The sequence below is a fragment of the Streptomyces sp. PA03-5A genome, from assembly GCF_033792725.1.
Classification (GTDB): Bacteria; Actinomycetota; Actinomycetes; order Streptomycetales; family Streptomycetaceae; genus Actinacidiphila.
Genome location: NZ_JARAVL010000039.1, coordinates 21,197 through 48,057 on the forward strand (window position 1 = coordinate 21,197; position 26,861 = coordinate 48,057).

The 26,861-nt window shown below is 72.7% G+C and carries 24 protein-coding genes; 8 read left to right on the forward strand and 16 right to left on the reverse strand.

All coding sequences use genetic code 11. From position 1 onward, the window contains the following. Positions 1-57 precede the first annotated feature (57 nt). Entirely contained in the window at positions 58-885 is an 828-nt protein-coding gene (locus PV410_RS35775) for a hypothetical protein (RefSeq protein WP_500330174.1), read from the reverse strand. A gap of 184 nt (positions 886-1,069) precedes the next feature. On the opposite strand from PV410_RS35775, the gene PV410_RS35780 reads away from it, so the two are divergent. The 5 genes from PV410_RS35780 (at position 1,070) to PV410_RS35800 (ending at position 5,317) form a co-directional block, all read left to right on the forward strand. Next, entirely contained in the window at positions 1,070-1,957 is an 888-nt protein-coding gene (locus tag PV410_RS35780) for an HhH-GPD family protein (protein WP_500330176.1), read from the forward strand. Positions 1,958-2,100: 143 nt separating this feature from the next. After that, a complete protein-coding gene (locus PV410_RS35785) occupies positions 2,101-2,670 on the forward strand; it encodes a SigE family RNA polymerase sigma factor (protein ID WP_499513235.1) in 570 nt (189 codons plus the stop codon). Then, complete coding sequence (locus PV410_RS35790) at positions 2,655-3,359, forward strand: hypothetical protein (protein ID WP_500330178.1); 705 nt, start codon at positions 2,655-2,657, stop codon at positions 3,357-3,359. The genes PV410_RS35785 and PV410_RS35790 overlap by 16 nt, the downstream gene beginning before the upstream one ends. Continuing rightward, positions 3,352-4,035 (forward strand): two-component system response regulator CseB, encoded by a 684-nt coding sequence (gene cseB, locus PV410_RS35795; RefSeq protein ID WP_500330180.1) that lies wholly within the window; start codon positions 3,352-3,354, stop codon positions 4,033-4,035. Before PV410_RS35790 ends, cseB begins: the two co-directional genes overlap by 8 nt. Next, entirely contained in the window at positions 3,956-5,317 is a 1,362-nt protein-coding gene (locus PV410_RS35800; RefSeq protein WP_500330181.1) for a sensor histidine kinase, read from the forward strand. The genes cseB and PV410_RS35800 overlap by 80 nt, the downstream gene beginning before the upstream one ends. 132 nt (positions 5,318-5,449) lie before the next feature. On the opposite strand, the gene PV410_RS35805 is transcribed toward PV410_RS35800, so the two are convergent. Beyond that, positions 5,450-6,994, reverse strand: coding sequence for an MDR family MFS transporter (locus PV410_RS35805; protein ID WP_500330182.1), 1,545 nt, complete (start codon positions 6,992-6,994; stop codon positions 5,450-5,452). A 124-nt stretch (positions 6,995-7,118) separates the two neighbouring features. Between PV410_RS35805 and PV410_RS35810 the strand changes: the two genes are divergently transcribed. Continuing rightward, positions 7,119-7,703 carry a TetR/AcrR family transcriptional regulator gene (locus PV410_RS35810; protein ID WP_500330184.1) on the forward strand — a complete coding sequence of 195 codons (585 nt, stop codon included), beginning with the start codon at positions 7,119-7,121 and terminating at the stop codon, positions 7,701-7,703. On the opposite strand, the gene PV410_RS35815 is transcribed toward PV410_RS35810, so the two are convergent. Next, positions 7,685-8,398 carry a M23 family metallopeptidase gene (locus PV410_RS35815; protein ID WP_500330185.1) on the reverse strand — a complete coding sequence of 238 codons (714 nt, stop codon included), beginning with the start codon at positions 8,396-8,398 and terminating at the stop codon, positions 7,685-7,687. The genes PV410_RS35810 and PV410_RS35815 overlap by 19 nt on opposite strands. A 349-nt stretch (positions 8,399-8,747) precedes the next feature. Here PV410_RS35815 and PV410_RS35820 point away from each other — a divergent pair, with 349 nt between their 5' ends. Continuing rightward, entirely contained in the window at positions 8,748-11,525 is a 2,778-nt protein-coding gene (locus PV410_RS35820) for an NACHT domain-containing protein (RefSeq protein WP_500330186.1), read from the forward strand. On the opposite strand, the gene PV410_RS35825 is transcribed toward PV410_RS35820, so the two are convergent. Next, on the reverse strand, positions 11,513-13,273 hold the full coding sequence (locus PV410_RS35825) for a ricin-type beta-trefoil lectin domain protein (protein WP_500330187.1): 1,761 nt from the start codon (positions 13,271-13,273) through the stop codon (positions 11,513-11,515). The genes PV410_RS35820 and PV410_RS35825 overlap by 13 nt on opposite strands. A 333-nt stretch (positions 13,274-13,606) precedes the next feature. Continuing rightward, a complete protein-coding gene (locus tag PV410_RS35830) occupies positions 13,607-16,123 on the reverse strand; it encodes an ATP-dependent Clp protease ATP-binding subunit (protein ID WP_499513226.1) in 2,517 nt (838 codons plus the stop codon). A 432-nt stretch (positions 16,124-16,555) separates the two neighbouring features. Here PV410_RS35830 and PV410_RS35835 point away from each other — a divergent pair, with 432 nt between their 5' ends. Continuing rightward, positions 16,556-17,083, forward strand: a complete 528-nt coding sequence (locus PV410_RS35835; RefSeq protein ID WP_499513225.1) for an SCO3374 family protein — start codon at positions 16,556-16,558, stop codon at positions 17,081-17,083. Here the strand turns inward: PV410_RS35835 and PV410_RS35840 are convergent. The 11 genes from PV410_RS35840 to PV410_RS35890 form a co-directional block, all read right to left on the reverse strand. Continuing rightward, a complete protein-coding gene (locus PV410_RS35840) occupies positions 17,014-17,355 on the reverse strand; it encodes a histone-like nucleoid-structuring protein Lsr2 (RefSeq protein WP_499513224.1) in 342 nt (113 codons plus the stop codon). The genes PV410_RS35835 and PV410_RS35840 overlap by 70 nt on opposite strands. 165 nt (positions 17,356-17,520) lie before the next feature. Beyond that, positions 17,521-18,039, reverse strand: coding sequence for an amino-acid N-acetyltransferase (locus tag PV410_RS35845; RefSeq protein WP_431962047.1), 519 nt, complete (start codon positions 18,037-18,039; stop codon positions 17,521-17,523). 9 nt (positions 18,040-18,048) lie between these two features. Further along, complete coding sequence (locus tag PV410_RS35850; RefSeq protein WP_499513223.1) at positions 18,049-18,453, reverse strand: BlaI/MecI/CopY family transcriptional regulator; 405 nt, start codon at positions 18,451-18,453, stop codon at positions 18,049-18,051. Positions 18,454-18,508: 55 nt separating this feature from the next. Next, entirely contained in the window at positions 18,509-18,697 is a 189-nt protein-coding gene (locus PV410_RS35855; protein ID WP_500330190.1) for a hypothetical protein, read from the reverse strand. A 137-nt stretch (positions 18,698-18,834) separates the two neighbouring features. After that, positions 18,835-20,550 carry a hypothetical protein gene (locus tag PV410_RS35860; RefSeq protein ID WP_500330191.1) on the reverse strand — a complete coding sequence of 572 codons (1,716 nt, stop codon included), beginning with the start codon at positions 20,548-20,550 and terminating at the stop codon, positions 18,835-18,837. Between the two features lie 111 nt (positions 20,551-20,661). Then, complete coding sequence (locus tag PV410_RS35865; protein ID WP_500330192.1) at positions 20,662-21,336, reverse strand: hypothetical protein; 675 nt, start codon at positions 21,334-21,336, stop codon at positions 20,662-20,664. A 114-nt stretch (positions 21,337-21,450) separates the two neighbouring features. Beyond that, positions 21,451-22,248 (reverse strand): type III pantothenate kinase, encoded by a 798-nt coding sequence (locus PV410_RS35870; protein WP_499513219.1) that lies wholly within the window; start codon positions 22,246-22,248, stop codon positions 21,451-21,453. Continuing rightward, the gene (gene nadC, locus PV410_RS35875) at positions 22,248-23,258 is read right to left on the reverse strand and encodes a carboxylating nicotinate-nucleotide diphosphorylase (RefSeq protein ID WP_500330194.1); all 1,011 of its coding nucleotides are present in this window, start codon (positions 23,256-23,258) and stop codon (positions 22,248-22,250) included. Before nadC ends, PV410_RS35870 begins: the two co-directional genes overlap by 1 nt. Then, the gene (locus PV410_RS35880) at positions 23,255-24,985 is read right to left on the reverse strand and encodes an L-aspartate oxidase (protein ID WP_500330195.1); all 1,731 of its coding nucleotides are present in this window, start codon (positions 24,983-24,985) and stop codon (positions 23,255-23,257) included. The genes nadC and PV410_RS35880 overlap by 4 nt, the downstream gene beginning before the upstream one ends. Continuing rightward, entirely contained in the window at positions 24,982-25,836 is an 855-nt protein-coding gene (panC, locus tag PV410_RS35885; RefSeq protein WP_500330197.1) for a pantoate--beta-alanine ligase, read from the reverse strand. The genes PV410_RS35880 and panC overlap by 4 nt, the downstream gene beginning before the upstream one ends. Further along, a complete protein-coding gene (locus tag PV410_RS35890) occupies positions 25,833-26,768 on the reverse strand; it encodes a Rossmann-like and DUF2520 domain-containing protein (RefSeq protein ID WP_500330198.1) in 936 nt (311 codons plus the stop codon). The genes panC and PV410_RS35890 overlap by 4 nt, the downstream gene beginning before the upstream one ends. Between the last annotated feature and the right edge of the window lie 93 nt (positions 26,769-26,861).

Sequence of the window (26,861 nt, forward strand, 5' to 3'; positions counted from 1 at the left end):
GTCCCGGGGGTCCCGCCCCGTGCCGGACGTCCGGGCGTCCTGGCCGCCCCGGACGTCCTAGACGTTCTTCAGGACGAAGGACGTCTGCTTCGCGGAGCGGCCCGGGAGCTTCACCTCGAGCAGGTAGGTGCCGTACGGGGCCGCCCCGCCCTTGGGCGTGGCGCACCGCGGGGAGCTCGTCCGGCGGTCCCACTCGACGTCGTACGAGGTCGAGCCGCCCGCCGGGACCTGCAGCAGGTACGGGGCACGGCTCTTGGGGCAGTCGTCGCTGGCCCACACGTGGTGGTCGTTGACGTCGCTGATGGAGAAGACCGCCGAGTCCGGGCCGAAGTCCAGCTTGCAGGCGGTGGCGGAGGGGTTGGTCGCGGTCAGCGTGAACCGGGGCCGCTCACCGGGCTCGTAGGCGTTGTCGGTGCTGCGCACGCTCAGCGAGACGCCCGGCCCGCAGTTGGGCAGCGAGGAGCCCGCGGGCAACTGCGCACCGCCGCTGCCGCTCCCACCGCCACCGCCGCCGGAACCACCCGCGTCCGCGGCACCCGAGGCACCGGCGTCCGTGCCTCCGTCGCCGCCACCGGAGTCGGCGCCCTGCGAACTGCCGTCCGTGGCGCCGGAGTCGCCGGCGCCGCCGTCCGTGGCGTCACCGCCGTCGTCGCCGCCGGAACCACCGCCGACCGAGCCGCCCGGGCGGGAGCTGTTGAGCGGACCGCTCGCGGACGGGCCGGGGGTGATGGACGGCGCGGGTGAACGGCCGTCCGGCCCGTTGGCGCTGTTCCCCCCGCCGTCACGGGAGTTGACGGCCCATACGACGAGGACGGTGAGCAGCCCGACCAGGAGCAGCACAACCGCCCGTCGCCGCCAGTAGATGGAGGACGGGAGAGGTCCCACGGGATTGCGCATTGAGCCCACGCGCAAACCTTATGCGGTTTCCCTTGAATCGGACCAAGGCACGCGCGGCACGCTGGCAACTTGTGTGATTGATCAGCAGATCTCCCCTCCGTTCCGGGGAGCTCCCTCACCCGTTTCGCGCTGCCTGCCGCGGCGGCCCCGGGGACGTAGGATCGGAGGCGCTATGAACGACGACCGCGACCACCAGCAACTGCACTCCCCCGTGATCGACTGGTTCGACGACAACGCCCGGGACCTTCCGTGGCGGCGTCCCGAAGCGGGCGCCTGGGGCGTCATGGTCAGCGAGTTCATGCTGCAGCAGACCCCGGTCAGCCGGGTCCTGCCGGTGTACGGGACGTGGCTGGAGCGCTGGCCCACGCCGGGCGCCCTCGCGGCGGAGCCCTCCGGGGAGGCGGTCCGCGCCTGGGGCCGGCTCGGCTATCCGCGCCGGGCGCTGCGGCTGCATGCCGCGGCGACCGCGATCGCCCAGCTGCACGGCGGTGAAGTGCCCACGGAGCATGCCGAGTTGTTGGCCCTCCCGGGGGTCGGCGAGTACACGGCCGCCGCGGTGGCCTCCTTCGCGTACGGGCAGCGGCACGCGGTGCTGGACACCAATGTGCGCCGGGTCTTCGCGCGCGCCGTGACCGGTGTGGAGTACCCGCCGAACGCGACGACCGCCGCCGAGCGCCGGATCGCCCACCGGATGCTCCCCGCCGACGAGGCCACCGCCGCCCGCTGGGCCGCGGCCACGATGGAACTGGGCGCCCTGATCTGCACCGCCCGTGGGCCCGAGTGCGTGCGCTGCCCGATCGCCGGGCAGTGCGCCTGGCGGCTGGCCGGCTCCCCCGCGCACGAGGGACCGCCCCGCCGCGGCCAGACGTACGCCGGTACCGACCGCCAGGTCCGGGGCAGGCTGCTGGCCGTGCTGCGCGAGGCCACGGAGCCGGTGCCGCAGGCCGAGCTGGACGCCGTGTGGCAGGAGCCCGTCCAGCGCGCCCGGGCCCTGGACGGCCTGGTCGCCGACGGCCTGGTGGAACCCCTCGAGGACGGTCTGTACCGGCTGCCCGGCTGAGCGCCGCACACTCCGGACGGCCCTGTCGTTACACAACCGATGGGTGGCTGTGGGTCCGCTGTGCGGCGGTGGTCGCGAAAGCCGTACATCCGCTCCGTAGCGTCGACCTGGTCGTAATCAAGCGCGCCGGACGGAGGGACGCCATGGCGGCGAACGCCCAGGGGACAGCCCAGGTCATGGACTTCGAGGAGTACGTGCGGAACCGGCAGGAGGCCCTGCTGCGCAGCGCGCGCCGGCTCGTCCCCGACCCGATCGACGCCCAGGACCTCGTGCAGACGGCGCTGGCCCGCACCTACCCGCGCTGGGGCGACATCGCCGACAAGAACCTGGCCGACGCGTACATGCGCCGGGTGATGATCAACACCCGTACCGAGTGGTGGCGCGCCCGCCGGCTGGAGGAGGTGCCGACCCCCGAGCTGCCGGAGGGTTCCGTGGACGACGGCGCCGACCAGCGGGCCGACCGGGCGATGCTGCTGGACGCGCTCGGCATGCTGGCCCCCAAGCAGCGCCAGGTGGTGCTGCTGCGCCACTACCGGCAGCTCAGCACGGAGGAGACGGCGCACGCGCTGGGCATGTCGGTGGGTACCGTGAAGAGCACGCTGCACCGGGCGCTGGCGCGGCTGCGCGCCGAGCTCGAGCGGCAGAGCAACGGATACGGAAGGCCCGTGGAGCCCGCCACGGGCAGGACGGAGGGCGTGTGCGCCGCAGCGTAGTCCCGGTGGGCACCGCTGCCGCCGCTGTCGCCGTGTGCGGGGCACTCGTCGCCGTGACCAGCTGCCGCGACGCCGGCGGCGTGCGCGAGGAGGGCACCGCCGCGGTCGCCTCCCCCGCCCTGCCGTCCCCCTCGGTGTCGGCGCCGGTCCCGGACGCCCGCACGCTGGACGGCGGGCGGTCGGCGGACCCGCGGGCGGTGGACGCCAAGGCCGCCGCGGACGTGGTGCGCCTGGTGAAGCACGACCCGAAGGTGGCCCGGGACATCCGGGACAGCCTGGTGGCCTGCGCCGCGCCGTCCACGGGTGCGGGGAGCCGCCCGAAGGCCGCGGAGCAGCCGTACCCGGTGGACCGTCGCTCGGGCCGGCTGACCGGCGGGGACGGCACGGACCTGGTGGTCAACGTCTCGACCTGCGCGGACAGCGTGGGCATCGGGAGCTACGTCTACCGCCGGGTGGACGGCGCGTACGTCAACGTCTTCGCCGACGAGCAGCCCCCCGTCTTCGCCGAGATCGGCGACGGCACCCTGAAGGTGACCCACCAGGTGTACGAGCCGCAGGACGCGGTCTCCAACCCCTCGGGCGAGGACGTGACCACGTACCGGTGGAACGGCTCCCGCTTCGAGGAGGTCTCGTTCTCCCACCGCGACTACGAGACGGACGACGGCACCGGGAGCGGTCCGCATGGCTGACACGCACGTGCTGTTCGTCGAGGACGACGACGTCATCCGCGAGGCGACGACCCTGGCGCTGGAGCGCGACGGCTTCGACGTGACCGCCGTGCCGGACGGCCTGGCCGGGCTGGAGGCGTTCCGCGCCCGGCAGCCTGACCTGGCGCTGCTGGACGTGATGGTGCCGGGCCTGGACGGGGTGAGCCTGTGCCGGCGCATCCGGGACGAGTCGACGGTACCGGTGATCATGCTCTCGGCGCGGGCCGACTCGATCGACGTCGTGCTGGGCCTGGAGGCGGGTGCCGACGACTACGTCACCAAGCCCTTCGACGGGGCCGTGCTGACCGCCCGCATGCGGGCGGTGCTGCGGCGCTTCCGGGTGGCCGCGGCGGACGAGCCCCCGGCCGGGACCGGGGCGCTGACCTTCGGGGACCTGGAGGTGGACCCGGAGGGCATGGAGGTGCGGCGCGCCGGCGACCGCCTGGCGCTGACGCCCACGGAGATGCGGCTGCTGCTGGAGTTCTCGGCGGCGCCGGGGACGGTGCTGTCCCGGGACCGGCTGCTGGAGCGGGTCTGGGACTACGAGTGGGGCGGCGACACCCGGGTGGTGGACGTCCATGTGCAGCGGCTGCGGGCGAAGATCGGGCAGGAGCGCATCGAGACGGTGCGCGGCTTCGGCTACAAGCTCAGGGGCTGACGCGGTGACCGCGCGTCCCGGGGGCCCCGTCGCGAGGAGGGCCCGTCCGCTGCCGAAGATCGGGCTGCGCTGGAAGGTCTGCGTGGCGATCGCCGTGGTGTCGGCGCTGGTCGCGCTGGTGCTGAGCCTGGTGGTGCACAACGCGGCCCGGGCCAGCATGATCGACAACTCCCGTGACGTGCAGAACGAGCGGGTGCAGTTCGCCCAGCGGATCTACGAGTCCACCGGCCGGCTCACCTTCGACGCCCGGCTGGACGACCCGGACCTGCCCGCGCCGCTGAAGCGGCTGGCCCGGGAGGGCAAGCGGGCCACCTACGTCTCCGACACCGGCGGCGCGCCCGTGGTGTGGGCGGAGACCCCGCTGGCGGACGGCAAGGTCCTGTCCCTCAATTCGGCGTTCACCGACCGCTTCTCGGTCCTGGAGGACCTGGACCAGGCGCTGGTCATCGGCTCGTCGGCGGTCGTCGTGGGCGGCACGGCGCTGGGCGTGCTCATCGGCGGGCAGTTGTCCCGGCGGCTGCGCAAGGCGGCCGAGGCGGCCGGCCGGGTGGCCGACGGGGAGACGAACGTACGGGTGCGCGACGCGATCGGCGGCCGGGTCCGGGACGAGACGGACGAGCTGGCGCGCGCCGTGGACGCCATGGCGGACGTCCTGGCCGGCCGGCTGGAGGCGGAGCGCCGGGTCACCGCGGACATCGCCCACGAGCTGCGCACCCCGGTGACGGGGCTGGTCACCGCGGCCGAGCTGCTGCCGCCGGGCCGCCCCTCCGAGCTGGTCAGGGACCGCTCGCAGGCGCTGCGCACGCTCGTCGAGGACGTCCTGGAGGTCGCCCGGCTGGACGGCGCCGCCGAGCAGGCCGACCTCCAGGACGTGGCGCTCGGCGACTTCGTACGGCGCAGGGTCGCGGCCGCGGCTCCCGAGGCGACCGTGACCGTCCGCGACGACGCCGTCGTCCGCACCGACCCGCGCCGGCTGGAGCGCGTCCTGGGCAACCTGCTGGCGAACGCCGGGCGGCACGGTCGGCCGCCCGTCGAGGTCACCGTCGACGGCCCGTACGTGGAGGTCCGCGACCACGGCCCGGGCTTCCCCCGCGACCTGCTCCGCGACGGCCCGAGCCGCTTCCGCACGGGCAGCAGCGACCGGGCCGGCAGCGGCCACGGTCTGGGGCTGACCATCGCCACCGGTCAGACCCGCGTCCTCGGCGCCCGTCTCACCTTCCGCAACGTGCCCGAGGAGGAGGGCGGCGGCGCGGTCGCCCGCTTGCTGCTGCCCCGCGAGTGACGGCGGGTCCGACGCGGCCGTCCCACGCCGTGGGCCGCAGGTTCCCCGCCGAACGGACGATGCTCGCACGCGGGTCGGACGACGACCCCCGTGCGAGCATCGGCAGCGGGTGGGGCGGGGTGGGCCGCAGGCTCAGACGACCTCGACCGCGGCGACCGCTTCCTCGGTGCTGGGCGTGGTCGGCGCCGAGCGCAGCGGGATCTCCTTGACGAAGAAGGCCAGCAGGAAGCCGATGACGCTGACCGCGGCGCCCCACAGGAAGACGTGGTGCGTGCCGCCGGCGACGGCGTGCAGGTAGGCGTCCTTGACGGCCGGGGGCAGCTTGGCCAGGCCCGCCGGGTCCAGCTGGGCGGAGCCGGACGCGGCGCCCGCGGCGGCGCCGCCGAGGCGGTCCGTCATGGTGTTCTGCACCTGGTGGGTGAAGATCGCTCCGAAGAGGGCGACGCCGAAGGAGCCGCCGATCGTCCGGAAGAGCGTGGAGGACGAGGAGCCGACGCCCATGTCCTTCATCTCGACGCTGTTCTGCGCTATCAGCATCGTGATCTGCATCAGGAAGCCCATGCCCGCGCCGAGCACGGCCATCCACACGCCGGAGACGAAGCGAGTGGTGCCGGTGTCCATCGTGGACAGCAGGTAGAGGCCGACGGTCATCAGGCCGCCGCCGACGATCGGGAAGATCTTGTACTTGCCGGTCTGGGTGGTGATCCGGCCGGCGATCAGCGAGACGACCATCATCGCCAGCAGCAGCGGCAGCAGCAGGAGGCCGGAGTTGGTCGCGGAGGCGCCCTGGACGGTCTGCTGGTACAGCGGCAGGAAGGTCATCGCGCCGAACATCACGAAGCCGACCAGGAAGCCGATCACCGAGATCAGCGAGAAGTTGCGGCTGTGGAAGATGTGCAGCGGGATGACCGGCTCGGCGACGCGGTTCTCCACGAAGAGGAAGGCGGCCAGCGCGGCCAGGCCGAGCACCAGCAGGCCCAGGATCTGCGGCGAGCCCCACGCGTACTGGTTGCCACCCCAGGTGGTGAGCAGGACCAGCGAGGTGATGCTGACGGTGAGCAGCACCGTGCCGAGGTAGTCGATGCTGGTCTTGATCTGCTTCTTCGGCAGGTGCAGCACCGCCGAGATCATGAACAGGGCGACCACGCCGAGCGGGAGGTTGATGTAGAAGCTCCAGCGCCAGCCCCAGTTGTCGGTGATGCTGCCGCCGACGAGCGGTCCGCCGATCATGGCGACCGCCATGACGCCGGCCATCATGCCCTGGTACTTGCCGCGCTCCCGCGGCGGGATCAGGTCACCGATGATCGCCATCACACCGACGATCAGACCGCCGGCGCCCAGGCCCTGCACGGCGCGGAAGGCGATCAGCTGGCCCATGTCCTGCGCCATGCCGGACAGCGCCGATCCGATCAGGAAGATCACGATCGACGACATGAAGATGCCCTTGCGGCCGTACAGGTCGCCGAGCTTGCCCCAGACGGGCGTCGATGCGGCGGTGGCCAGCGTGTACGCGGTGACAACCCACGACAGGTGCTCCAGGCCGCCCAGCTCGCCCACGATGGTGGGCATCGCGGTGCCGATGATCATGTTGTCCAGCATCGCGAGCAACATCGCGATCATGAGCCCGAACAACACCACGCGCACGCTGCGCTGCGGGGTGTCGGCGGTGTCCGCCATCACAAGCTCCCCTACTTGTTTCTTGCTTGTCTTCGGTTGCTTACCTGCCGCCCGGCTAGTTGCCTGGGGCACCCTGACAGTATGCGGCTTACTAGCCGGGCGTCAAGTAAGTTAAAGTTCGCCCATGGCAACGCCCCACGCACGCAGAGGTGATACGCGACGCCGCATCCAGGACGTCGCGCTGCAACTCTTCGCCGAGCAGGGATACGAGAAGACGTCCCTGCGCGAGATCGCCGAGCACCTGGACGTGACCAAAGCGGCGTTGTACTACCACTTCAGGACCAAGGAGGACATCCTCAACAGCATCGTCGAGGACCTCGCCTCACCGGTCGACGAGCTGATCGCCTGGGCCACGGAGCAGCCGCGCACCCTGGAGACCAAGTGCGAGGTGCTGCGCCGCTACGCGGACGCGCTGTGGAGCGCCGGACCGCTGTTCCGCTTCATCCAGGAGAACCAGGCCACCGTCCGCGACCTGAGCATCGGCGAGACCTTCAAGACCAAGCTGCTCGCCGTCCACTCCCTGCTCAAGGACCCGGACGCACCGCTGACCGACCAGGTGCGCTCGATCACCGCGGTCTTCGCGATGCACGCGGGGATGTTCGCCATGCAGAACCTCGAGGGCGACCCCGAGGACAAGCGTGCCGCCGTCCTCGAGGTCGCCCAGGAGCTGATCGCCCAGACCTACCGGGGTCAGACCGACACGCCGTGAGCCCGCAGGTAGGGCAGCGGGTTGACGGACGAGCCGTAGTACGGGGTCTTGCGGATCTCGAAGTGCAGGTGGGGTCCGGTGCTGTTGCCGGTGTTGCCGGACAGCGCGATCTGCTGGCCCTGGCCGACGTGCTGGCCGATGCGCACCTGCATCTTCGACAGGTGGCCGTACTGCGAGTACATGCCGTTGGCGTGGCGGATCACGATGTTGTTGCCGTAGGCGCCGCCCCAGCCCGCCTCGACCACGGTGCCGGCGCTCACGGCGTGGACGTTGGTGCCGATCGGCACGGCGAAGTCCTGGCCGGAGTGCTTGTGCGCCCAGCGGGCGCCGTTCTGCATGTAACCGGCGGACAGCGCGTACTTCTTGACCGGGACCGACCAGCCGCTGTTGCTGCGGGCCTGCGCCTGCGGGGCGCCCTTCTGGGACTGCGTCACGTGGTTCTGGTGCTTGCGGTGCAGCTCGGCGCGTGCGTGGCGGTCGGCCTTCACGGCCTGGGCGGCACGCTGCTGCACGTCGGCCTGCGCCCGGGTGACGTCCGCCAGCTTCCCGGCCGCGCCGAGGCCCAGCAGGCTCCCGCTCTGCGTCTCCGCCATGGCCGTCCCTGCCGCACCGAGTGCCAGCGAGGCGCAGACGCCGGCGGTGACGACGGTACGACGGCCACGGAGGAGGGAGCTCGAGATCTTGGGCATGCGCATTCGGAATTACCTCGCGGAAATAGCCGGACAAGAACATTGCGGTGCGTTCGCCGCGATCCCTTGGTAACCCGACATTCCGGCGCCGGACAAGCCCCTATGTTTACTACCGCCTTTCGTATCTGTCACCTCGCGAGGCCCGCTTCCCCGCCTGCGGCAAGGGTTCAAGTCCCCTAAGGTGATTCGTACGTGGCCCAAGTCACGTGGGTCACGTCACCGGGCTCGGGACCAAAGGGAATTGCCCTTCGGGACCTAGGTCCCGTGGCCCGGGTCACACGGAACGGGAAATCCGGGAACATGCGGAGCGCGGAATGGGAAAACCGCGCGAACCGCACGACGGGGGGGCGGGTACGTGGATCCTTCTGCCGTGGGCGTACGGCTGGCGTCGGCCGTCGCGGGGCCGTTGGTCAAGAGGCTCTTCGTGACCGAGGGACCCGGCGCGGGCCTGGTGGACCGGCCGGTCCGCATCTCCTCCCGCGTCTCCTTCAGGGGCGAGAAGCGCACCCTCACCGACGCGGACCTGCGCGCCCTGGCCGCCAAGCTGGTGCGCCAGGCCCTGCGCACCGGGGAACGCCCCGTCGGCGCCGACGAGGAGACCGCCGTCGTGGACGCCCTCGCGACCTCCCTGCGGGCCCTGGGCGACCTCGACCTCACCGACCTGCAGGCCGTGGGCCTCGGGCACGCCGCGTTCGCCCGCGCCCTGCGCCGTGCGGCCGGATCCCCGGAGCGGGAGCTCAGCGCCGACGGGGCGCACTTCCACGCACGGTTGCTCGACACGGCCTGCCTGCACATCCTGCACTTCTTCACCCAGCGCTCGACCTTCGTCGCCGCCACCCTGGTCGAGCAGAGCCGGACGCTGGGCGACCTGACCGCCCGCGTCGACGAGCTCATCGCCCGCACCCCGCTGCCGGGCGGCGAGGACGCGGCCTTCGAGCGGCGCTACCTGGCGTACGTCGCGAAGAAGCACGGGCGGCTCACGATCCACGGCCTCGATCTGGCGGACACCCCGGACCGCTGGCCTCTGGCCACCGCCTACCTCAGCCTGGAGGCGGCACCGTCGGCCGGGCCCCCGGACGGTGGGCCTCCGCACGGTGGGCCTCCGCACGGTGGGCCTCTGCACGGTGGGATGGAGGGGCTCGGGGGACCCCGCGCCGCCGACCGCGCGCTCGCCGCGCACGAGCGGGTCCTGCTGCGCGGCGAGGCCGGGTCGGGGAAGACCACGCTCGTGCAGTGGCTGGCGATCGCCTGCGCGCGCCAGGAGCCGGACGAGGGCATGGCGTACCTGGAGGACCGGATCCCGTTCGTCCTCCCGCTGCGCACCCTCACCCGTCACGGCGAACGCCTGCCCGCGCCCCCCGGCTTCCTCGCCGCCTCCGGCTGCCCGCTCGCCGGTACCCAGCCCGCCGGCTGGGAGACCCGGGTCCTGACCGAGGGCCGCGGGCTGCTGCTGGTCGACGGCATCGACGAGATCCCGGACGCCGAACGCCGCCGCGCCCGGGCCTGGCTCCGCGACCTGCTCGACGCCCATCCCGGCAACCGCTGGCTGGTCACCTCCCGCCCCTCCGCCGTACGGCAGGACTGGCTGGCCGGGGAGGGCTTCACCGAGCTGGCCCTGACCCCCATGGGCCCCGCCGACGTCACCGCCTTCGTCCGCCGCTGGCACGCCGCCGCGGGGCCGGAGGCGGCCGGGTACGCCGACGGCCTGCTGAGCGCCGTGCGGGCCGAGCCGGACCTCGGCCGGCTCGCCACCAACCCCCTGATGTGCGGCCTGATCTGCGCCCTGCACCACGACCGTCGCGGCTACCTCCCGCGGGCCAGGAAGGACCTGTACGCCGCCGCCCTGTCGATGCTGCTGGTCCGCCGGGACCGCGAACGGGAGGCGGCCGTCGTGCCGCTGCGCGAGGAGGCGCAGATCGAGCTGCTGCAGCGGCTGGCGCACTGGCTGGTCCGCAACGGCCGCACCGAGATGGACCTCGACCGGGCCGAGGCCGTCGTCGCGCGGGCGCTGCCCGCCGTCCCCGAGGCCGCCGCCCTCGGCGACGCCGCCGCCGTCCTCACCCACCTCCTCGACCGGGGCGGCGTGCTGCGCCGGCCCGCACCCGGCACGGTCGACTTCGTGCACCGCACCTTCCAGGACTACCTGGGCGCCCGCGCCGCCGTCGAGGAGGGCGACTTCGGGCTGCTCGCCGCCCACGCCGCCGACGACCGGTGGGAGGACGTCCTGCGCATGGCCGTGGCGCTCGCCCGTCCGAGCGAGCGCGCCGCGATCCTCCAGGACCTCCTCGACCGCGGTGACCTCGCCGCGGACCGGCGCACCCGGGCACGGCTCCACCTGCTCGCCGCCGCCTGCCTGGAGCACGCCACCGCCCTCGACCCGGCCGTGCGCGGGGCCGTGGAACGGCGCGCCGCCGCGCTCGTCCCGCCCGCCGACGCGGCCGAGGCCCGCGCCCTGGCGGAGGCCGGACCGCTCGTCCTGGACCTGCTCCCCGGCCCCGACGGGCTCTGCGACGAGGACGCGCTCCACGTCGTGGTCACGGCCTGCCACCTGCCCTCGGACCGGGCCGCCGGCTATCTGGGCCGCTTCGCCGCGCACCCGTCCGTGCGCGTCCGCGCCCAGCTGATGTGGTCCTGGCACCGCTTCGACTGCGCCGTGTACGCGCAGGAGGTCGTCGCCCGTCTCGACCCGGACGGCCTGGACTTCACCGTCCGCTCCGCCGACCAGCTGCGCGAACTGCGCAGGCTCGCTCTGCGGCCCACCCGCCTCGACCTGCGGGGCGAGCTGCCCGTGGACGAGCTGACCGGGTACGTGGCCGGGCTCGCCCTCACCGAGGTCAGGCTGAAGGACTGCGCGCTGCCCGACCTGCGATTCCTGGCGGGCCAGCGGGGCCTGCGCAGGCTCGCGCTGCTCGGTCCGGGCACGCCCGCCGACTGGGGGTCGATTGGCGGGCTGCCCGCGCTGCGGGAGCTGGAGCTGGCCGCCCCGGCCGACGGCCGGTTCGACCTGTCACCGCTGGCGGCCCACCCCGGGCCGCTGACCGTGCGCATCCCGCTGCCGGCCGACCGTCTCGCCGGGGCCGACCGGCTGCCCGCGCACGTGACCGTCGTCCCGGGACCGGGTCAGGGACGGTAGCCGCGATCCCGGTCCCCCCAGCCGTCCCAGCCGCCGTGGCCCCAGCCGTCGCCGTCGTCGCCGTCGCAGTCCCCCTCGCAGGACTCCCCGCCGGGGGTCGGGGAACCGGTGGCCGTGGGCGTCGGGCCCGGCGGCGCCGAGGGCAGCGCGGCCACCCGGGTCGAGCCGGCGAGCAACTGCGAGCCGGTGGTGTACGCCACCGACTGGAAGCGGGGCGGGGCGACGGAGGTGTCGAAGGTCCAGCGCTGGACGGGCCGGCCGTCGCGGGGCCGCAGGACGACCTGCGCACCCGGCTCGCGGCCCTCGGGGGCGACCGCGAGCTGCTGATTCCAGCGGGGGATGAGGTCCCCGGTCAGGGTGAGGTCGTAGCGCACGTCCTCGGCGCCGGTGACGAAGGACGCCGTGCACAGACCCAGTTCCAGCGCGGGGCCGCGGTGGGAGTTGAGGCAGTACGCGGGCTGGGCGACGCTCCGCATGAGCCCGTCCGGCTCGTACGACCAGAACTGCGTGGCACCGGAGTCGCAGCGCGCGGTGGCCGCCCCGGTGCCGATCACGGTGCGGCGGCCGGACAGGTCGATGCACAGGTCGTCGCCGTTGTTCCGGAGCCGGCCGCGGAGCCCGTCGGTGGGGACGGGGTCGGCGGTGACCGTGCCCGGCGCGGTGTCCGAGGTGGTGACCGAGGCCGAGGCGGTGGGGGACGCCGTGGCCGCGGTGGGCGCCGTACCGGAGGCACGGTCGTCGCTACCGCCGCCGGTGGTGCTGAGGCCGACCACCAGGGCGGTCACCAGCGCGCAGCCGCCGATGCCCAGCAGGGTCGCGGCGAGCCCCCGGCGGCCGCCGCTCGCGGCGCGGCGCCTGCGGCCGCCGTGGCGCCGCCCGGGAGAACCGCCGGAGCCCTTACCGGCATCGTTGTCACGGGCCGCCCGGCGGGTGGGGCGGGAGTCGAAGTAGCCCCGCGCCTCCCAGACCAGCACCGCCTCGGCGATCAGCACGCCCAGCCGGTCCCCGGAGTGGTCGAGCTGCTCGGCCGCGTACCGGCAGTGGTCGCACCGGGCTATGTGCCGCTGCAGGTCGGGGACGAGACCGGCGCCCCCGCGGTGGATGGAGATGTCCAGCAGACGGCTGAACTGCAGGCAGGCCTCGTACGGCGCGAGGTCCCGGTGCGCCTGGACGCAGGCCTCGCGGAAGCGGGTACGGGCGAGCTCCAGCTGGGCCGCCGCCCGCTCCGGGTCGATGCCCAGCAGCCCGGCCGGCACGTCGAGCGGCTCGGCGTCGACCTCGGCGTGCCAGAGCAGGCAGCGGGCGGGCTCGGGCAGCCGCATGAAGGCCCGGTTCGCCAGCCGGCGGTTCTCCGGTACCGCCAGGCGGGTGTCGGTCTGGTCGGGGCGGGGCCGCAACCGCCGGTGGAGCCAGGCGCGCCGGCGGTCGACGGCCCACTCCTCGGCGATCTTGTGGACGGTGATCAGGAGTTCGGGGCGCCAGGCCGCCGAGGGCCCGGTCAGCCGCAGGGTGTCGACGAAGACCCGGGTGAACGCGGCCGCCGCGAGGATGCCGGCGGCGTGTCCGGAGACCGTGCACAACTCCGCGTACTCGGAGACCGGCCGCCAATGGCGGGCCAGCAACTCCTCGAACGGCTGGTGCGCGCCTTCCTTTCCCAGGGACTTTCCGATCTCTCCGGACAACGCCTCGTCCGGTACGCCGAACAGCCGGCCGGGGTGCGCGGAATTCGGATGCGGGGATTCCTTCAACGAGAGTTTCCTTCCGCGTTCGCCCCGCCGGGAAAAGTACGAACCAATGCGCCGGCGCGGGACGCAGCTACGTGGGGGGAGGTGAGGCCGGGGCGCCGGTGAAGGGGCAAGGTGGCCTCTCCTCACTCTCGGCTGATCTTTTCGAATGCCTGCCGGAATGACGGCACGACACCGGCCGGAGCACGGAGAAGGAGGAGTCCGTGCTGAACATCGCTCACCTTTCCACAAATGCAACCGGCGCAACAAGGGTGGGTTCATGGGGAACACAAAACGCGACGACCCCGCCCGCACTAATGTGCGGACGGGGTCGGATCGCTGTGCGATTACTTGCGGTTACGCTTCCTTGCTGAGGTTCGGCCCGCCGGCCGCCTCGACCGGAGGCGCGTCGGCGACGGCGACCTTCTCCTCACCCCGGAAGGTGAACTTGATGTTCTCGCCCTCGCCCTCGGTGCCCACGACCACGATGTGACCGGTGCGCAGCTCGCCGAAGAGGATCTTCTCGGAGAGCACGTCCTCGATCTCGCGCTGGATCGTCCGGCGCAGCGGCCGGGCGCCCAGCACGGGGTCGTAGCCCCGCTTGGCGAGCAGCGACTTGGCCTCGGGGCTGAGCTCGATGCCCATGTCCTTGTCCCTGAGGCGCTCGTCCACCCGGGCGATCATGAGGTCGACGATCTGGATGATGTCTTCCTCGCTGAGCTGGTGGAAGACCACGATGTCGTCGACACGGTTCAGGAACTCGGGGCGGAAGTGCTGCTTGAGCTCCTCGCCGACCTTGGCCTTCATCCGCTCGTACCCGGTCTTGACGTCACCCGCGGCCGCGAAGCCGAGGTTGAAGCCCTTGGAGATGTCCCGGGTGCCGAGGTTGGTGGTCATGATGATGACCGTGTTCTTGAAGTCCACGACCCGGCCCTGGGAGTCGGTCAGGCGACCGTCCTCCAGGATCTGCAGCAGGCTGTTGAAGATGTCCGGGTGGGCCTTCTCGACCTCGTCGAAGAGGACGACCGAGAACGGCTTGCGGCGCACCTTCTCGGTGAGCTGGCCGCCCTCCTCGTAGCCCACGTATCCGGGCGGGGAGCCGAACAGCCGCGAGACGGTGTGCTTCTCGCTGAACTCGGACATGTCGAGCTGGATCAGCGCGTCCTCGTCGCCGAAGAGGAACTCGGCGAGCGTCTTGGAGAGCTCGGTCTTACCGACACCGGACGGGCCGGCGAAGATGAACGAGCCACCGGGGCGCTTGGGGTCCTTCAGACCGGCCCGCGTACGGCGGATGGCCTGCGAGAGGGCCTTGATCGCGTCCTTCTGGCCGATGACGCGCTTGTGCAGCTCGTCCTCCATGCGCAGCAGACGCGAGGACTCCTCCTCGGTGAGCTTGAAGACCGGGATGCCCGTGGCGGTGGCCAGGACCTCGGCGATCAGCTCCTCGTCGACCTCGGCGACGACGTCCATGTCGCCGGCCTTCCACTCCTTCTCCCGCTTGGTCTTCGCGGAGAGCAGCTGCTTCTCCTTGTCGCGGAGGGAAGCGGCCTTCTCGAAGTCCTGCGAGTCGATCGCGGACTCCTTCTCCCGGCGCACGTCGGCGATCTTCTCGTCGAACTCGCGCAGGTCCGGCGGAGCGGTCATCCGGCGGATGCGCATCCGGGAACCGGCCTCGTCGATCAGGTCGATCGCCTTGTCCGGCAGGAAGCGGTCCGAGATGTAGCGGTCGGCGAGGGTCGCCGCGGCCACCAGGGCGGCGTCCGTGATGGACACGCGGTGGTGGGCCTCGTAGCGGTCCCGCAGGCCCTTGAGGATCTCGATGGTGTGCGGCAGCGACGGCTCAGCGACCTGGATGGGCTGGAAGCGGCGCTCCAGGGCCGCATCCTTCTCCAGGTGCTTGCGGTACTCGTCGAGCGTGGTGGCGCCGATGGTCTGCAGCTCGCCGCGGGCGAGCATCGGCTTGAGGATCGAGGCGGCGTCGATCGCGCCCTCGGCGGCGCCCGCACCCACCAGGGTGTGGAGCTCGTCGATGAACAGGATGATGTCGCCGCGGGTGCGGATCTCCTTGAGCACCTTCTTCAGGCGCTCCTCGAAGTCACCGCGGTACCGGGAGCCGGCCACCAGGGCGCCGAGGTCCAGGGTGTAGAGCTGCTTGTCCTTCAGCGTCTCCGGGACCTCGCCCTTGACGATGGCCTGGGCCAGGCCCTCGACGACGGCGGTCTTGCCGACGCCGGGCTCGCCGATGAGGACGGGGTTGTTCTTGGTGCGGCGCGACAGCACCTGCATCACGCGCTCGATCTCCTTCTCGCGCCCGATGACCGGGTCGAGCTTGGTCTCACGAGCGGCCTGCGTGAGGTTGCGGCCGAACTGGTCCAGGACGAGCGAGGTCGAGGGGGTGCCCTCGGCCGGACCGCCTGCGGTGGCGGCCTCCTTGCCCTGGTAGCCGGAGAGCAGCTGGATGACCTGCTGCCGCACCCGGTTGAGATCGGCGCCCAGCTTCACGAGGACCTGGGCCGCGACGCCCTCGCCCTCGCGGATCAGGCCGAGCAGGATGTGCTCGGTGCCGATGTAGTTGTGGCCGAGCTGGAGGGCCTCGCGGAGCGACAGCTCCAGGACCTTCTTGGCCCGGGGGGTGAAGGGGATGTGGCCGGACGGGGCCTGCTGCCCCTGTCCGATGATCTCCTCAACCTGCTGGCGGACCGCCTCGAGCGAAATCCCGAGGCTCTCCAGGGCCTTAGCGGCGACACCCTCACCCTCGTGGATAAGGCCCAGGAGGATGTGCTCGGTGCCGATGTAGTTGTGGTTGAGCATCCGGGCTTCTTCCTGAGCCAGGACGACAACCCGCCGCGCGCGGTCGGTGAACCTCTCGAACATCGTTAATCGCTCCTCAGAGCGGTCGGGCAGTTAGGGGCGTGTCCCCTCCCTGTCCTTCCGCATGCTAGTCCCGCACAGCGGGGCAGCTCACTTCAACCGTCGACACCTTGCGAGGTCGTTAACCCCCGCGCCGTCGACAACAGCCTCAACCCGATGGTGCGAGACGATGTTCCCGCAGGCCAGGCGGATAGCCCTTTATCCAGTACGCCGAGGGCGAACGCCCCGCCTGTCCGACATGGCCGTCGTCCGTTCCCACTAGGTATTTCTTACCCGCCTGCACGGACAGTCCATGCCGGGAGCACGCCTGCTGTCTGCTATAGGCGAACAGGCTTGCGTCCTGGGGATTCACGGAGGGTGACGGGAACCGGCCGGCCGGGCACTCCCGGTGACCCGCGTCGTAACCCGGGACCCCCGGGGAGCGTTGCGCAGGGCATGCAGGCCTCACGGGTCCCGGCGACCCTGGAACACGCGGACGCCCTCGACGTCCCCGCGGAGGCGGGGCACGAGGTGCTCGGCCGCTTCCCGGCGCCCCGGACGGGACCGGTCGCCCTGGCGGGGTACCGGATGCGCTTCTTCGTCGCCCCGGGCAGCGCCGAGGAACTGCCCGGCCTGCTGGACTGGCTGGAGTGGAGCGGCATCCCGCTCGACCTCGTACCGCTGTGCGGGCGGGAGGCCGCCTACGACGACGGCGCGCAGGCCTGGCTCCGGCCGCCCGTTCCGGACGGCGGGCGCCACGCCGGCGCGCCGTTCTCCCTGCCCGCCATGACGCTCGGCACGCAACCCAACCCCGCGGCGGACGGACGCTCCGGAGGGACCGTGGGCCTGACGGCCCTGGTCTCCGCGCTCGCGACCGCCTGCCACCGGGTCCGGCTGCGTGTCGCCCGGACCGATCAGCCGTGCGCCTTCTCGTACGCCTCGCGGATCTGCGCGGGGACACGGCCGCGGTCGTTGACCTCGTAACCCTCTTCCTTGGCCCACGCGCGGATCTTCGCGGTGTCCTGGCTCGCGGCGCCCCCGCGGGAGGCGCCCTTCGCGGCGCGGCCCCGGCCGGCGCGGCCACCGGTACGGCGGCCGTTGTCCACGTACGGGCCGAGGAGACCACGCAGCTTGTCGGCGTTGTCGGTGGTGAGGTCGATCTCGTACGTCACTCCGTCGAGTGCGAACGTCACGGTCTCATCCGCCTCGCCGCCGTCGAGGTCGTCAACAAGAAGGACCTGAACCTTCTGTGCCACCGGCTTCCCTTTCATCGAATACGGATAACCGGTAAAAGCAAACCGCCTTTTCCCGGAAAACTCAAACCCCTTGCCCGAACTGCTCCCGGCCGGCCACCATCCCCGCGGTCTTCCGCCGGAACGTTTCGGACATACTGTTGTGCCGGACGGACGCCGTGGGCAGCCTCACAGATGCAACAGCATCCGGCTGTTGCCCAAGGTGTTCGGTTTCACTCGTTCGAGGTCGAGGAACTCGGCCACGCCCTCGTCCTTTGACCGCAGCAGCTCACCGAAGACATCGCCGTCGACCGGCGTCTCGCCGATCTCCACGAAGCCGTGCTTCGCGAAGAAGTCCACTTCGAAGGTGAGGCAGAAAATTCGCCGCACTCCCAGCCACCGCGCGGTCTGCAGCAGCTTCTCCAGCACGAGATGCCCGACGCCCTTGCCGTGCTGCGCCGGATCGACCGCGAGGGTGCGCACCTCGGCGAGGTCCTCCCACATCACGTGCAATGCGCCGCAGGCCACCACCTCGGCGTCCTGGTCGTGTTCGGCCACCCAGAACTCCTGGATGTCCTCGTAAAGCGTCACCGTCGGCTTGTCGAGCAGGATGCGGTCGCGAACATAGGCGTCGAGCAGTCGCCGGACAGCCGGCACGTCGGCCGTCCTGGCCCGGCGGATGGTGACGTCATTTGATGCGGCGCGCATGTGCGGACGCTATCGCCCGTCCGATCCGCCCGTCTCCCCGGGGTCACCCGGATCAGCGGATTGCACCACCCGCATTGCGTCACGGAGGGCTTCTCGCTGTTCCGCCGACATCATGCCGAAGAACGCGACAAGGGCCGCCGCGGGGTTGTCACTGGCGGCCCACGCCTCGTGCATGAGTGCCGCCGAGTAAGCGGCCCGAGTGGAAACCGCCTCATAGCGATAGGCGCGTCCTTCGGCTTCCCGCCGGAGCCAGCCCTTCTGATGAAGGTTGTCCATTACGGTCATGACCGTCGTGTACGCGATCGAGCGCTCCCGGCGGAGATCCTCCAGCACCTCGCGCACCGTCACCGGGCGGTTCCAGCGCCACACCCGGCTCATCACGGCGTCTTCGAGGTCTCCCAATGGACGGGGCACACCCGAATACTAGTTGCTTACGGGCGCAATGCCCGGAATGCCGGAAATCCCGAGGTCATACCCGAGGCTTCTCGATGCCGCCCGACCGCTGGGCCGCGGGCTGCGCGCCGGACAGCGCGGCGTCGACCACCGCGTCCTCCTTGGCCTTGTTGACCCCGCCCTGGCTCCTGATCAGCGTCCGGATGAGGAAGGTGAACGCGATGGCCATCACGGTGGGGGGCACGAGCGCGGAGACGTAGTCCATGGCACCAGGGTAGCCACGCCCCCTGGCGCGCCCCGCGGCGGACCACCACCGCGGGATGTGGCCCCCGGTCGGACGAAGCCGTGGCCCCGGCCCGCGTCGTCGCGGGCCGGGGCCACGGCTTCGTCACCGAGGGGCGGCTACGCGCCCGTACGCGCCCTGCGGCGGACCGCCGCCACCAGGAGGGCACCCAGGACGGCGCAGGCCGCAGAGCCGGCCGCCAGGGGACGTACGGGCCCCGCGCCGGTGGCGGCGAGGGAGCCCGTCCCGCCGGCCGGAACCACGCCGGAACCGCCCGAGGTGCTCCCGCCGGAGCCGGACGGCGCCTTGGCCGTGACCGTGAGGACACCCGCGTTGTTCTTCTGGCCCTTGCGGTCGACGCCGTAGTCCGAGGCCGCGAAGACCAGGCCGGTGGCCTCGTCCAGTGCCCGGTCCGCAACCAGGGTGAAGGAGAAGGTCTGGGAGGTGCCGGGCTCGATCGAGTGCCGGGTGTGGCAGTAGTAGATCGTCCCGGTCGGCACGGGCGCGACGTCCTGCGGGTCGTCGCCGAAGGTGACGCCGCCCGGGTAGTCGTCCCAGTCCGCGTTCGTGGTCAGCTTGCAGGCGCCGTCGCGCGCCGTGACCCGCACCCCGCGGGGGATCTCCACCGCGACCCAGGTGGCCGGCCCGGTCCCGCTGGTGCCGCGTGCCCGCGCGGCCTCGTCGCCCTCGTTGCGCAGGCCCACGACGGCCTTCGTCCGGTCGCCGACCGTCGCCCGGACCGTGTCCCCGATCGCCACCAGGTCCGCCCCGCGGTGGCCGGGGGCCGGCCCCTCGGGGTCGTACATCTTGATGTTCAGGCCGCCGAGGTTGTCGGTGTAGTCGACGTCCCAGCCCTCCTGCGCGGCGGACTTCCGGGCCGCCGTCCCGGGGCCGCGCGTGTCCTTGGCCGCCGGGGCGGACGTCTTGCGGACGAGGGTGAGCGGGGCCCCGGTGCCGGGGGTGCCGAGCTGTGCGTCGTCGTCGAGGTTTCCGCCGATCAGGTCGGCCTGGTAGCCCACCCTGCCGTCGGTGGCGCCGGACTCGACCTCGATCTTCAGCGGCTTCGCGAGCTCCCACACCTCGCCCGGGGCGATGTCGGTGGCGAAGTGGCAGACGAAGGCGTCCTCCGGCTGGCCCACCGGGGCGTGGCGGCAGTTGCCGAAGTCGTCCGCCATCACCAGGCCCGTGCCGAAGGAGCGGGTGAGATTGGTCCGCACCAGGACGGAGACGCCGCCGCGGGTGGGCCGGTCACCGACGTTGGCGATGACCACCGGCAGGTCGAGGGTGTCGCCGGGCCGTACGTCGGAGACGGTGGACGACTTCGGCACGACGAGGTCCGGGCCGCTGCCGACCGTGATCCGGGTGGCGGTCATGCTGTCGGGATCCGGCCTGGCGTCCTTCGCGCTCACCGAGTAGCGCAGCGTCGCGGCGTCGTCGGTCCTGGAGCCGGAGGCGGCCCGCATCCTCACGGATATCGCGGTGCCGGTGTGGTCGACCGTGCCCAGGGAGCAGGTGGCCGTGGTGCCCGAGGTGGCGCACAGGTGCGCGGGGAGCGCCACGTCCACGACGCCGGCCAGGGCGGCGAGGTCCATGGTGACGACGACCTCGTGGGCGGGCTCCGGCACCTGCCCGTCGTCGAAGCGCTGGACCAGGGCGGTGATCTCGAACGTCTTGTACGCGGTGCTCGTCGCCGCCACCCCGACGTCGCCGGGTGCGGTCAGGTGCAGTTCGGCTCTGAGGGGCGCGGCCGAGGCCGCGCCCGCGATGACGGCGGATCCGGCCGTCGCGGTCATGACGACGGCCGCGGTGCACACCGCGAGCCGGGTGAGTCTCATGCCGGGTTCCCCCTGAGGAAGTCGACGGTCAGGTGGCGCACCCGTGAACGCACGGGAGACGTCACAGGAAGGACCCGTGACGTCTCCGGAAGGTTGTGCGGTGACCCGGTGTCAACCCGTGGCCCGCTCCTCGGGGGGCGGCGGCGTGCGGCGGCGCGGCGGGAAGATCTCGGCCGGCGTGGGCACCTTGCGCTTCTCCTCACTGGGGTCCGGCGCGGCCGGCTCGGCGGGGGGCGTCTTCGGCTCGGGCTTGGGGCCCGGCTTGGGATCGTCGGAGGCGGCCCGCCCGCCGGGCAGCGCGCGCAGCCGGGCCCTGCCGGTGGCGGGCGTGCCGCAGGGTTGCGAGGGAGCGGGGATGCGCGCCTCCAGGCGGGCGCGCACGTCGAGCTCCGCCAGGTGCTCGCAGCGGCGCAGCACGGCCCGCCTGCGGTGCGCCTCGGCGTCCGTGCACGGCGCGTCGTGCAGTCGGCGCAGCGCGGCGAGGTCGTCCGGCAGGGGCACGTAACCGGTGTCGAGCGCGCCCGTCAGCCGCTCGAGGTAGCCGGCGGCGCTGCCCGGCAGCGCCGCCCGGTACCGGGCGAGCTCCGCGAGCTGGAAGGTCCGCAGCCGCCCGCCCTCGCGGGCCGCCTCGTCGATGTCCTCGGCGAGGCGCAGATAGTCCCTGACCTCGTCGGGGGTGGGGATCATGGTGCTGGACTGGAGGGCCGCTGAGAGGGCGCGCCGGAGCACGCGCAGTTCATCCGCGCTGAACGCCATTCCGCCTCGGGACCCGTGTGGCGTGGGCATGGTCTGACTTTACGTACTAAGCGAACAAAATACGCGTAACCAGATATGGCCGGGCGCGCCGCGTGCCTCCCCCGTGCGCCTGCCCGGGCCGTCGGCCGCCGGGCCGTCAGGTCGTCAGGTCGTTGATACGTTCCGCTCGTAGACCAGCCGGAGGCCTATCAGGGTCAGCCAGGGCTCGTGGACGTCGATGACCGCCGACTCCCCCAGCACCAGCGGCGCCAGCCCGCCGGTGGCGATGACCGTGACGTCGTCCGGGTCGTCCGCGAGCTCCCGTGCCATCCGCTCGGCGACGCCGTCCACCTGGCCGGCGAAGCCGTACAGGATGCCGGACTGCATGGCCTCGATGGTGTTCTTGCCGATGACGCTGCGCGGGCGGGTCAGCTCCACCTTGCGCAACTGGGCGCCGCGGGCCCCCAGGGCGTCCACGGAGATCTCGATGCCGGGGGCGATGGCGCCGCCGGCGTACTCGCCGCGCGTCGTGACCGCGTCGAAGGTGGTGGCCGTGCCGAAGTCCACCACGATGCACGGCCCGCCGTAGAGGTGGACGGCTGCGAGGGAGTTGATGATCCGGTCGGAGCCGACTTCCTTGGGGTTGTCGGTGAGCACCGGGACGCCGGTCTTGACGCCGGGCTCGACGAGGACCGCGGGCACGTCGCCGTAGTAACGGCGCGTCACCTCGCGCAGCTCGTGCAGCACCGAGGGGACGGTGGAGCAGATGGCGATCCCGTGGATGTTGTCACCCAGCTCCTCGCCGAGCAGCGGGTGCATGCCCATCAGGCCCTGCATCAGGACGGCCATCTCGTCCGCCGTGCGGCGCGCGTCGGTGGAGACCCGCCAGTGCTCGACGATCTCGTCCCCGTCGAACAGCCCCAGGACGGTGTGGGTGTTGCCGACGTCGATGGTGAGAAGCATCAGTCCCGCTCCGACCCCTCGGACCGCAGGTCCAGCCCGATGTCGAGGATCGGCGAGGAGTGCGTCAGGGCGCCCACGGCGAGGTAGTCGACGCCGGTCGCGGCATAGGAACGGGCGTTGTCCAGGGAGAGCCGGCCGGAGGACTCCAGCAGGGCGCGGCCCGCGACGATGGCGACCGCCTCCTCCGTCTCGGAGGGGGTGAAGTTGTCCAGCAGGATCAGGTCCGCGCCCGCCTCCAGGACCTCGCGGACCTGGTGCAGGGTGTCGACCTCGACCTCGATCGCCAGCTCGGGGAACTCCTCGCGGACGGCCTTGAAGGCGGCCGCCACGCCGCCCGCCGCGACCACGTGGTTGTCCTTGACCAGGGCTGCGTCCGACAGCGACATGCGGTGGTTGACGCCGCCGCCGCAGCGGACCGCGTACTTCTCCAGCGCGCGCAGGCCCGGGGTCGTCTTCCGGGTGTCGCGGACCTGCGCCTTGGTGCCCTCCAGCGCGTCGGCCCAGCGGCGCGTGGTGGTGGCGATCCCGGACAGCCGGCACATCAGGTTGAGCGCGCTGCGCTCCGCGGTCAGCAGGTCCCTCGTACGGGTGCGCACGGAGAGCAGCACTTGACCCGCCTCGACCCGGTCGCCGTCCTCGACGTGCCGCTCGACCTCGAACTCGTCGGTGCACACGATGGACAGGACCGCCTCGGCGACCCGCAGCCCGGCGACCACACCGGCCTCGCGCGCGGTGAAGTCACCGGTGGCCAGGGCGTCCTCGGGGATGGTGGCCACGGTGGTGACGTCCACCCCGCCGTCCAGGTCCTCCTCGATGGCCATGTGCGCGACGTCCTCGACCAGCACCGGGTCCAGCCCGGCGTCGACGAGCAGCTGCGCGAGGTCGGGGTCGAGACCGCACTCGCTCGGGTCGTGCGCGTACTCGTCGCCGGAACCGCAGCCGCAGCCGTCGCCGCAGCCACCGCCGCCGGCGCCGCCGATCTGCAGGAGGGGGAGGTCGGGCGTGCTCATCGCAGGTGCTCCGTTCCAGGACGGGTCGAGGGGAAGTCCGCTGTGGGGGTGGTGCGGATGGTGAGACTAGTGGGTGCCGCGGGCAGCCCCGCACCACCGGCGGGGAGCCGGACGACGATGTGCCGGCGCCAGTTCCCGTCGTCGCGCCCGGGCCGGTCCTCGCGCCAGTGGCAGCCGCGGGTCTCCTCGCGGCGGCGGGCCGCCTCGACCAGGACCCGGGCGACCAGGCAGAGGTTGGTCGCCTCCCAGGTCTCCACGCAGGGCTCGGCGGTCTTGCCGTCGCGCTCCAGCAGTTCCTCGGCGTCGGCGTACATCCGGCTCAGTGCCGCCGCCGCGCCCTCCAGGCTGTCCGCGCTGCGCAGCACTCCCGCACCGCGCGTCATGATCCGCTGGATCGCGAAGCGGGCCTCGGAGGGCAGCAGCGGGGAACGGCCGGGCTCGGGGACCACCGGGGCGCCGGGGGCCGCGGGGTGCTCGGCGATGTCGGCGGCGATGCGCTCGGCGAAGACCAGCCCCTCCAGGAGGGAGTTGGACGCCAGCCGGTTGGCGCCGTGCACGCCCGTGCAGGCGACCTCGCCGCACGCGTACAGGCCCGGCACCGTGGTGCGGCCGTGCAGGTCGGTGCGGACGCCGCCGGAGGCGTAGTGCGCGGCGGGCGCCACCGGGATCGGCGTGGTGACCGGGTCGATGCCGTTGGCGCGGCAGGCGGCCAGGATCGTCGGGAACCGCTGCTCCCACATCCGCGCGCCGAAGTGCCGGCCGTCGAGGTACATGTGCTCGGTGCCGGTCTCCTGCATGCGGCGCGTGATGCCCTTGGCGACGATGTCGCGCGGCGCCAGCTCGGCCAGCTCGTGCTGCCCCTGCATGAAGCGCACCCCGTCGGCGTCCACGAGGTACGCGCCCTCCCCGCGCACGGCCTCGGAGACCAGCGGCTGCTGTCCCTCCGCGTCCGCGCCGAGGAAGAGCACCGTCGGGTGGAACTGCACGAACTCCAGGTCCGAGACCTCCGCGCCGGCGCGCAGCGCGAGCGCCACCCCGTCGCCCGTGGACACCGCCGGGTTGGTCGTGGCCGAGAAGACCTGCCCCATGCCGCCGGTGGCCAGCACCACGGCGCGGGCCCGCACGGCGCCGACGCCGTCACGCTGCCCCTCGCCCATGACGTGCAGGGTGACGCCCGCGGTACGGCCCTCGGCGTCGGTCAGCAGGTCGAGCACGAGCGCGTTCTCGATGAACTCGATCCGGGCCTCGCGCACGGCCTCGATCAGCGCCCGGGAGATCTCCAGGCCCGTCGCGTCGCCGCCCGCGTGGGCGATCCGGCGGCGGTGGTGACCGCCCTCCCGGGTCAGCAGGATCTCGCCGGTGGCCTCACTGGTGTCGAAGTGCGCGCCCGTCGCGATCAGCCGGCGAACGGCGTCGGGGCCCTCGGTGACCAGGGTGCGCACCGCCTCCTCGTCGCACAGGCCTGCGCCCGCCACAAGGGTGTCGTCCAGGTGCTGCTCCGGGGTGTCGCCCTCGCCGAGCGCGGCGGCGATGCCGCCCTGCGCCCAGCGCGTGGAGCCGTCGTCGAGCCGGGCCTTGGTGACGACGGTGACCTTGGCGCCCTGCGCGGCGCAGCGCAGCGCCACCGTCAGCCCGGCGACGCCGGAGCCGACCACTACCACGTCCGCCTCGTGCGCCCAGCCGGGCGCGGGGGAGTGCAGCCGTATGCCTGTACCTGTGCCGCTCATCGGCGGGCTCCGAACTCCAGGGGGATGTTGTCGATCAGCCGGGTCGTGCCGACCCTGGCGGCGACCGCGAGCACCGCCGGCCCGGTGTGGCCGGGGGCGGCCTCGGTGAAGTCGCGCGGGTCGATCAGGGCGAGGTAGTCCACCGCCAGGCCGTCGCCCTTCTCCAGCACCGTCCGCGCCGCGGCCCGTACGGCCTCCGGCCCGTCGTCCAGCGCGTCGCGCCCGGCGAACAGGGCGCGGGAGAGCGTGAGGGCGGTCCCGCGGTCGCCGTCGGAGAGGTACCGGTTGCGGCTGGACAGGGCCAGGCCGTCCGGCTCGCGGACCGTGGGCACGCCGACGATCTCGGCCGGGAAGTTCAGGTCCGTCACCATGCGGCGGATGAGGGCCAGTTGCTGGGCGTCCTTCTGGCCGTAGAAGGCGACGTCCGGCCGGGTCAGGTGGAGCAGCTTGGCGACGACGGTCAGCATGCCGTCGAAGTGGCCGGGGCGCACGGCGCCCTCGTAGCCCTCGCCCATCGGCCCGGCGCTGATCCGCACCTGCGGCTGCCCGCCGGGGTAGACCTCGTCGGCGGCGGGCGCGAAGACGAGGTCGGCGCCGGCCCGCGCGGCGGTCTCGACGTCGGCGTCGAGGGTGCGCGGGTAGCGGTCGAAGTCCTCGTCCGGCCCGAACTGCAGCGGGTTGACGAAGACGGTGACGACGACGGTGCCGTCCCCCACCCGCTCGCGGGCGGTGCGCACGAGGGTCGCGTGCCCCTCGTGCAGCGCGCCCATGGTCATGACGACCCCGACCTCGCCGGGCCGGCCCTCGACGGCCGACCGCAGCTCGCGCGCGGTGTGCACCAGCCTGGTCATCTCTTTCCCCCCTCGGCGCCGTCCGCCAGGACGCCCAGCAGCGCCTCCGCGAACTCCGGCTTCAGCATCCCGCCCGCCAGGGCGCGGTCCGCCGTGGCGCGGGCCATCGCGACGTACGGGGCGACCATCTCCGGCGCCTGCCGGCGCAGCTCCGCCAGGTGCGCCGCGACCGTGCCCGCGTCGCCGCGGGCGACCGGGCCGGTGAGGGCGGCGTCACCGGAGCGCAGGGCGTTGTCCAGGGCCGCGCCGAGCAGCGGGCCCAGCATGCGGCCGGGTTCGGCGACGCCGGAGGCGCGCAGCAGTTCCATGGACTGGGCGACCAGGGTGACCAGGTGGTTCGCGCCGATCGCCAGGCCCGCGTGGTAGAGCGGGCGCGCCGACTCCTCGATCCACTCGGGCTCGCCGCCCATCTCGATCACCAGGGCCTCGGCCGCCATCCGCAGCTCCGCGGGTGCCGTGACGCCGAAGGAGCAGCCGGCCAGCCGCTGCACGTCGACGGAGGTGCCGGTGAAGGTCATCGCCGGGTGCAGGGCCAGCGGCAGCGCGCCCGCGCGCAGGGCCGGCTGCAGCACGCCCGTGCCGTACCGGCCCGAGGTGTGCACCAGCAGCTGGCCCGGCCGTACGGCCCCGGTCTCGGCGAGGCCGGCCACCAGCTCCGGCAGCGCGTCGTCCGGCACCGTCAGCAGGACGAGCTCGGAGCGGGCCAGCACCTCGGCCGGCTCCACGAGCGGCACGTCGGGCAGCAGGGCTGCGGCACGGCGGCGTGAGGCATCGGACACACCCGACGCCGCGACCGGGTGGTGCCCGGCGAGCTTCAGCGCGGCCGCGAGCGCGGTACCGACCCGCCCCGCGCCGACGACGCCGACCGTGAGCCGCGCGGGGCGGGCCTCCACGTCGGGGGGCAGGGGCCCCGGGGTGTGCGATGCGTTCACGCTGCGCTGGCCTTCCGTTCCAGTCCTCACGGGGGTACCGGACGTTCTCGTCAATGCTACGCGAATGTTTCCCGGGGCCCTCCGGGGCGGCAG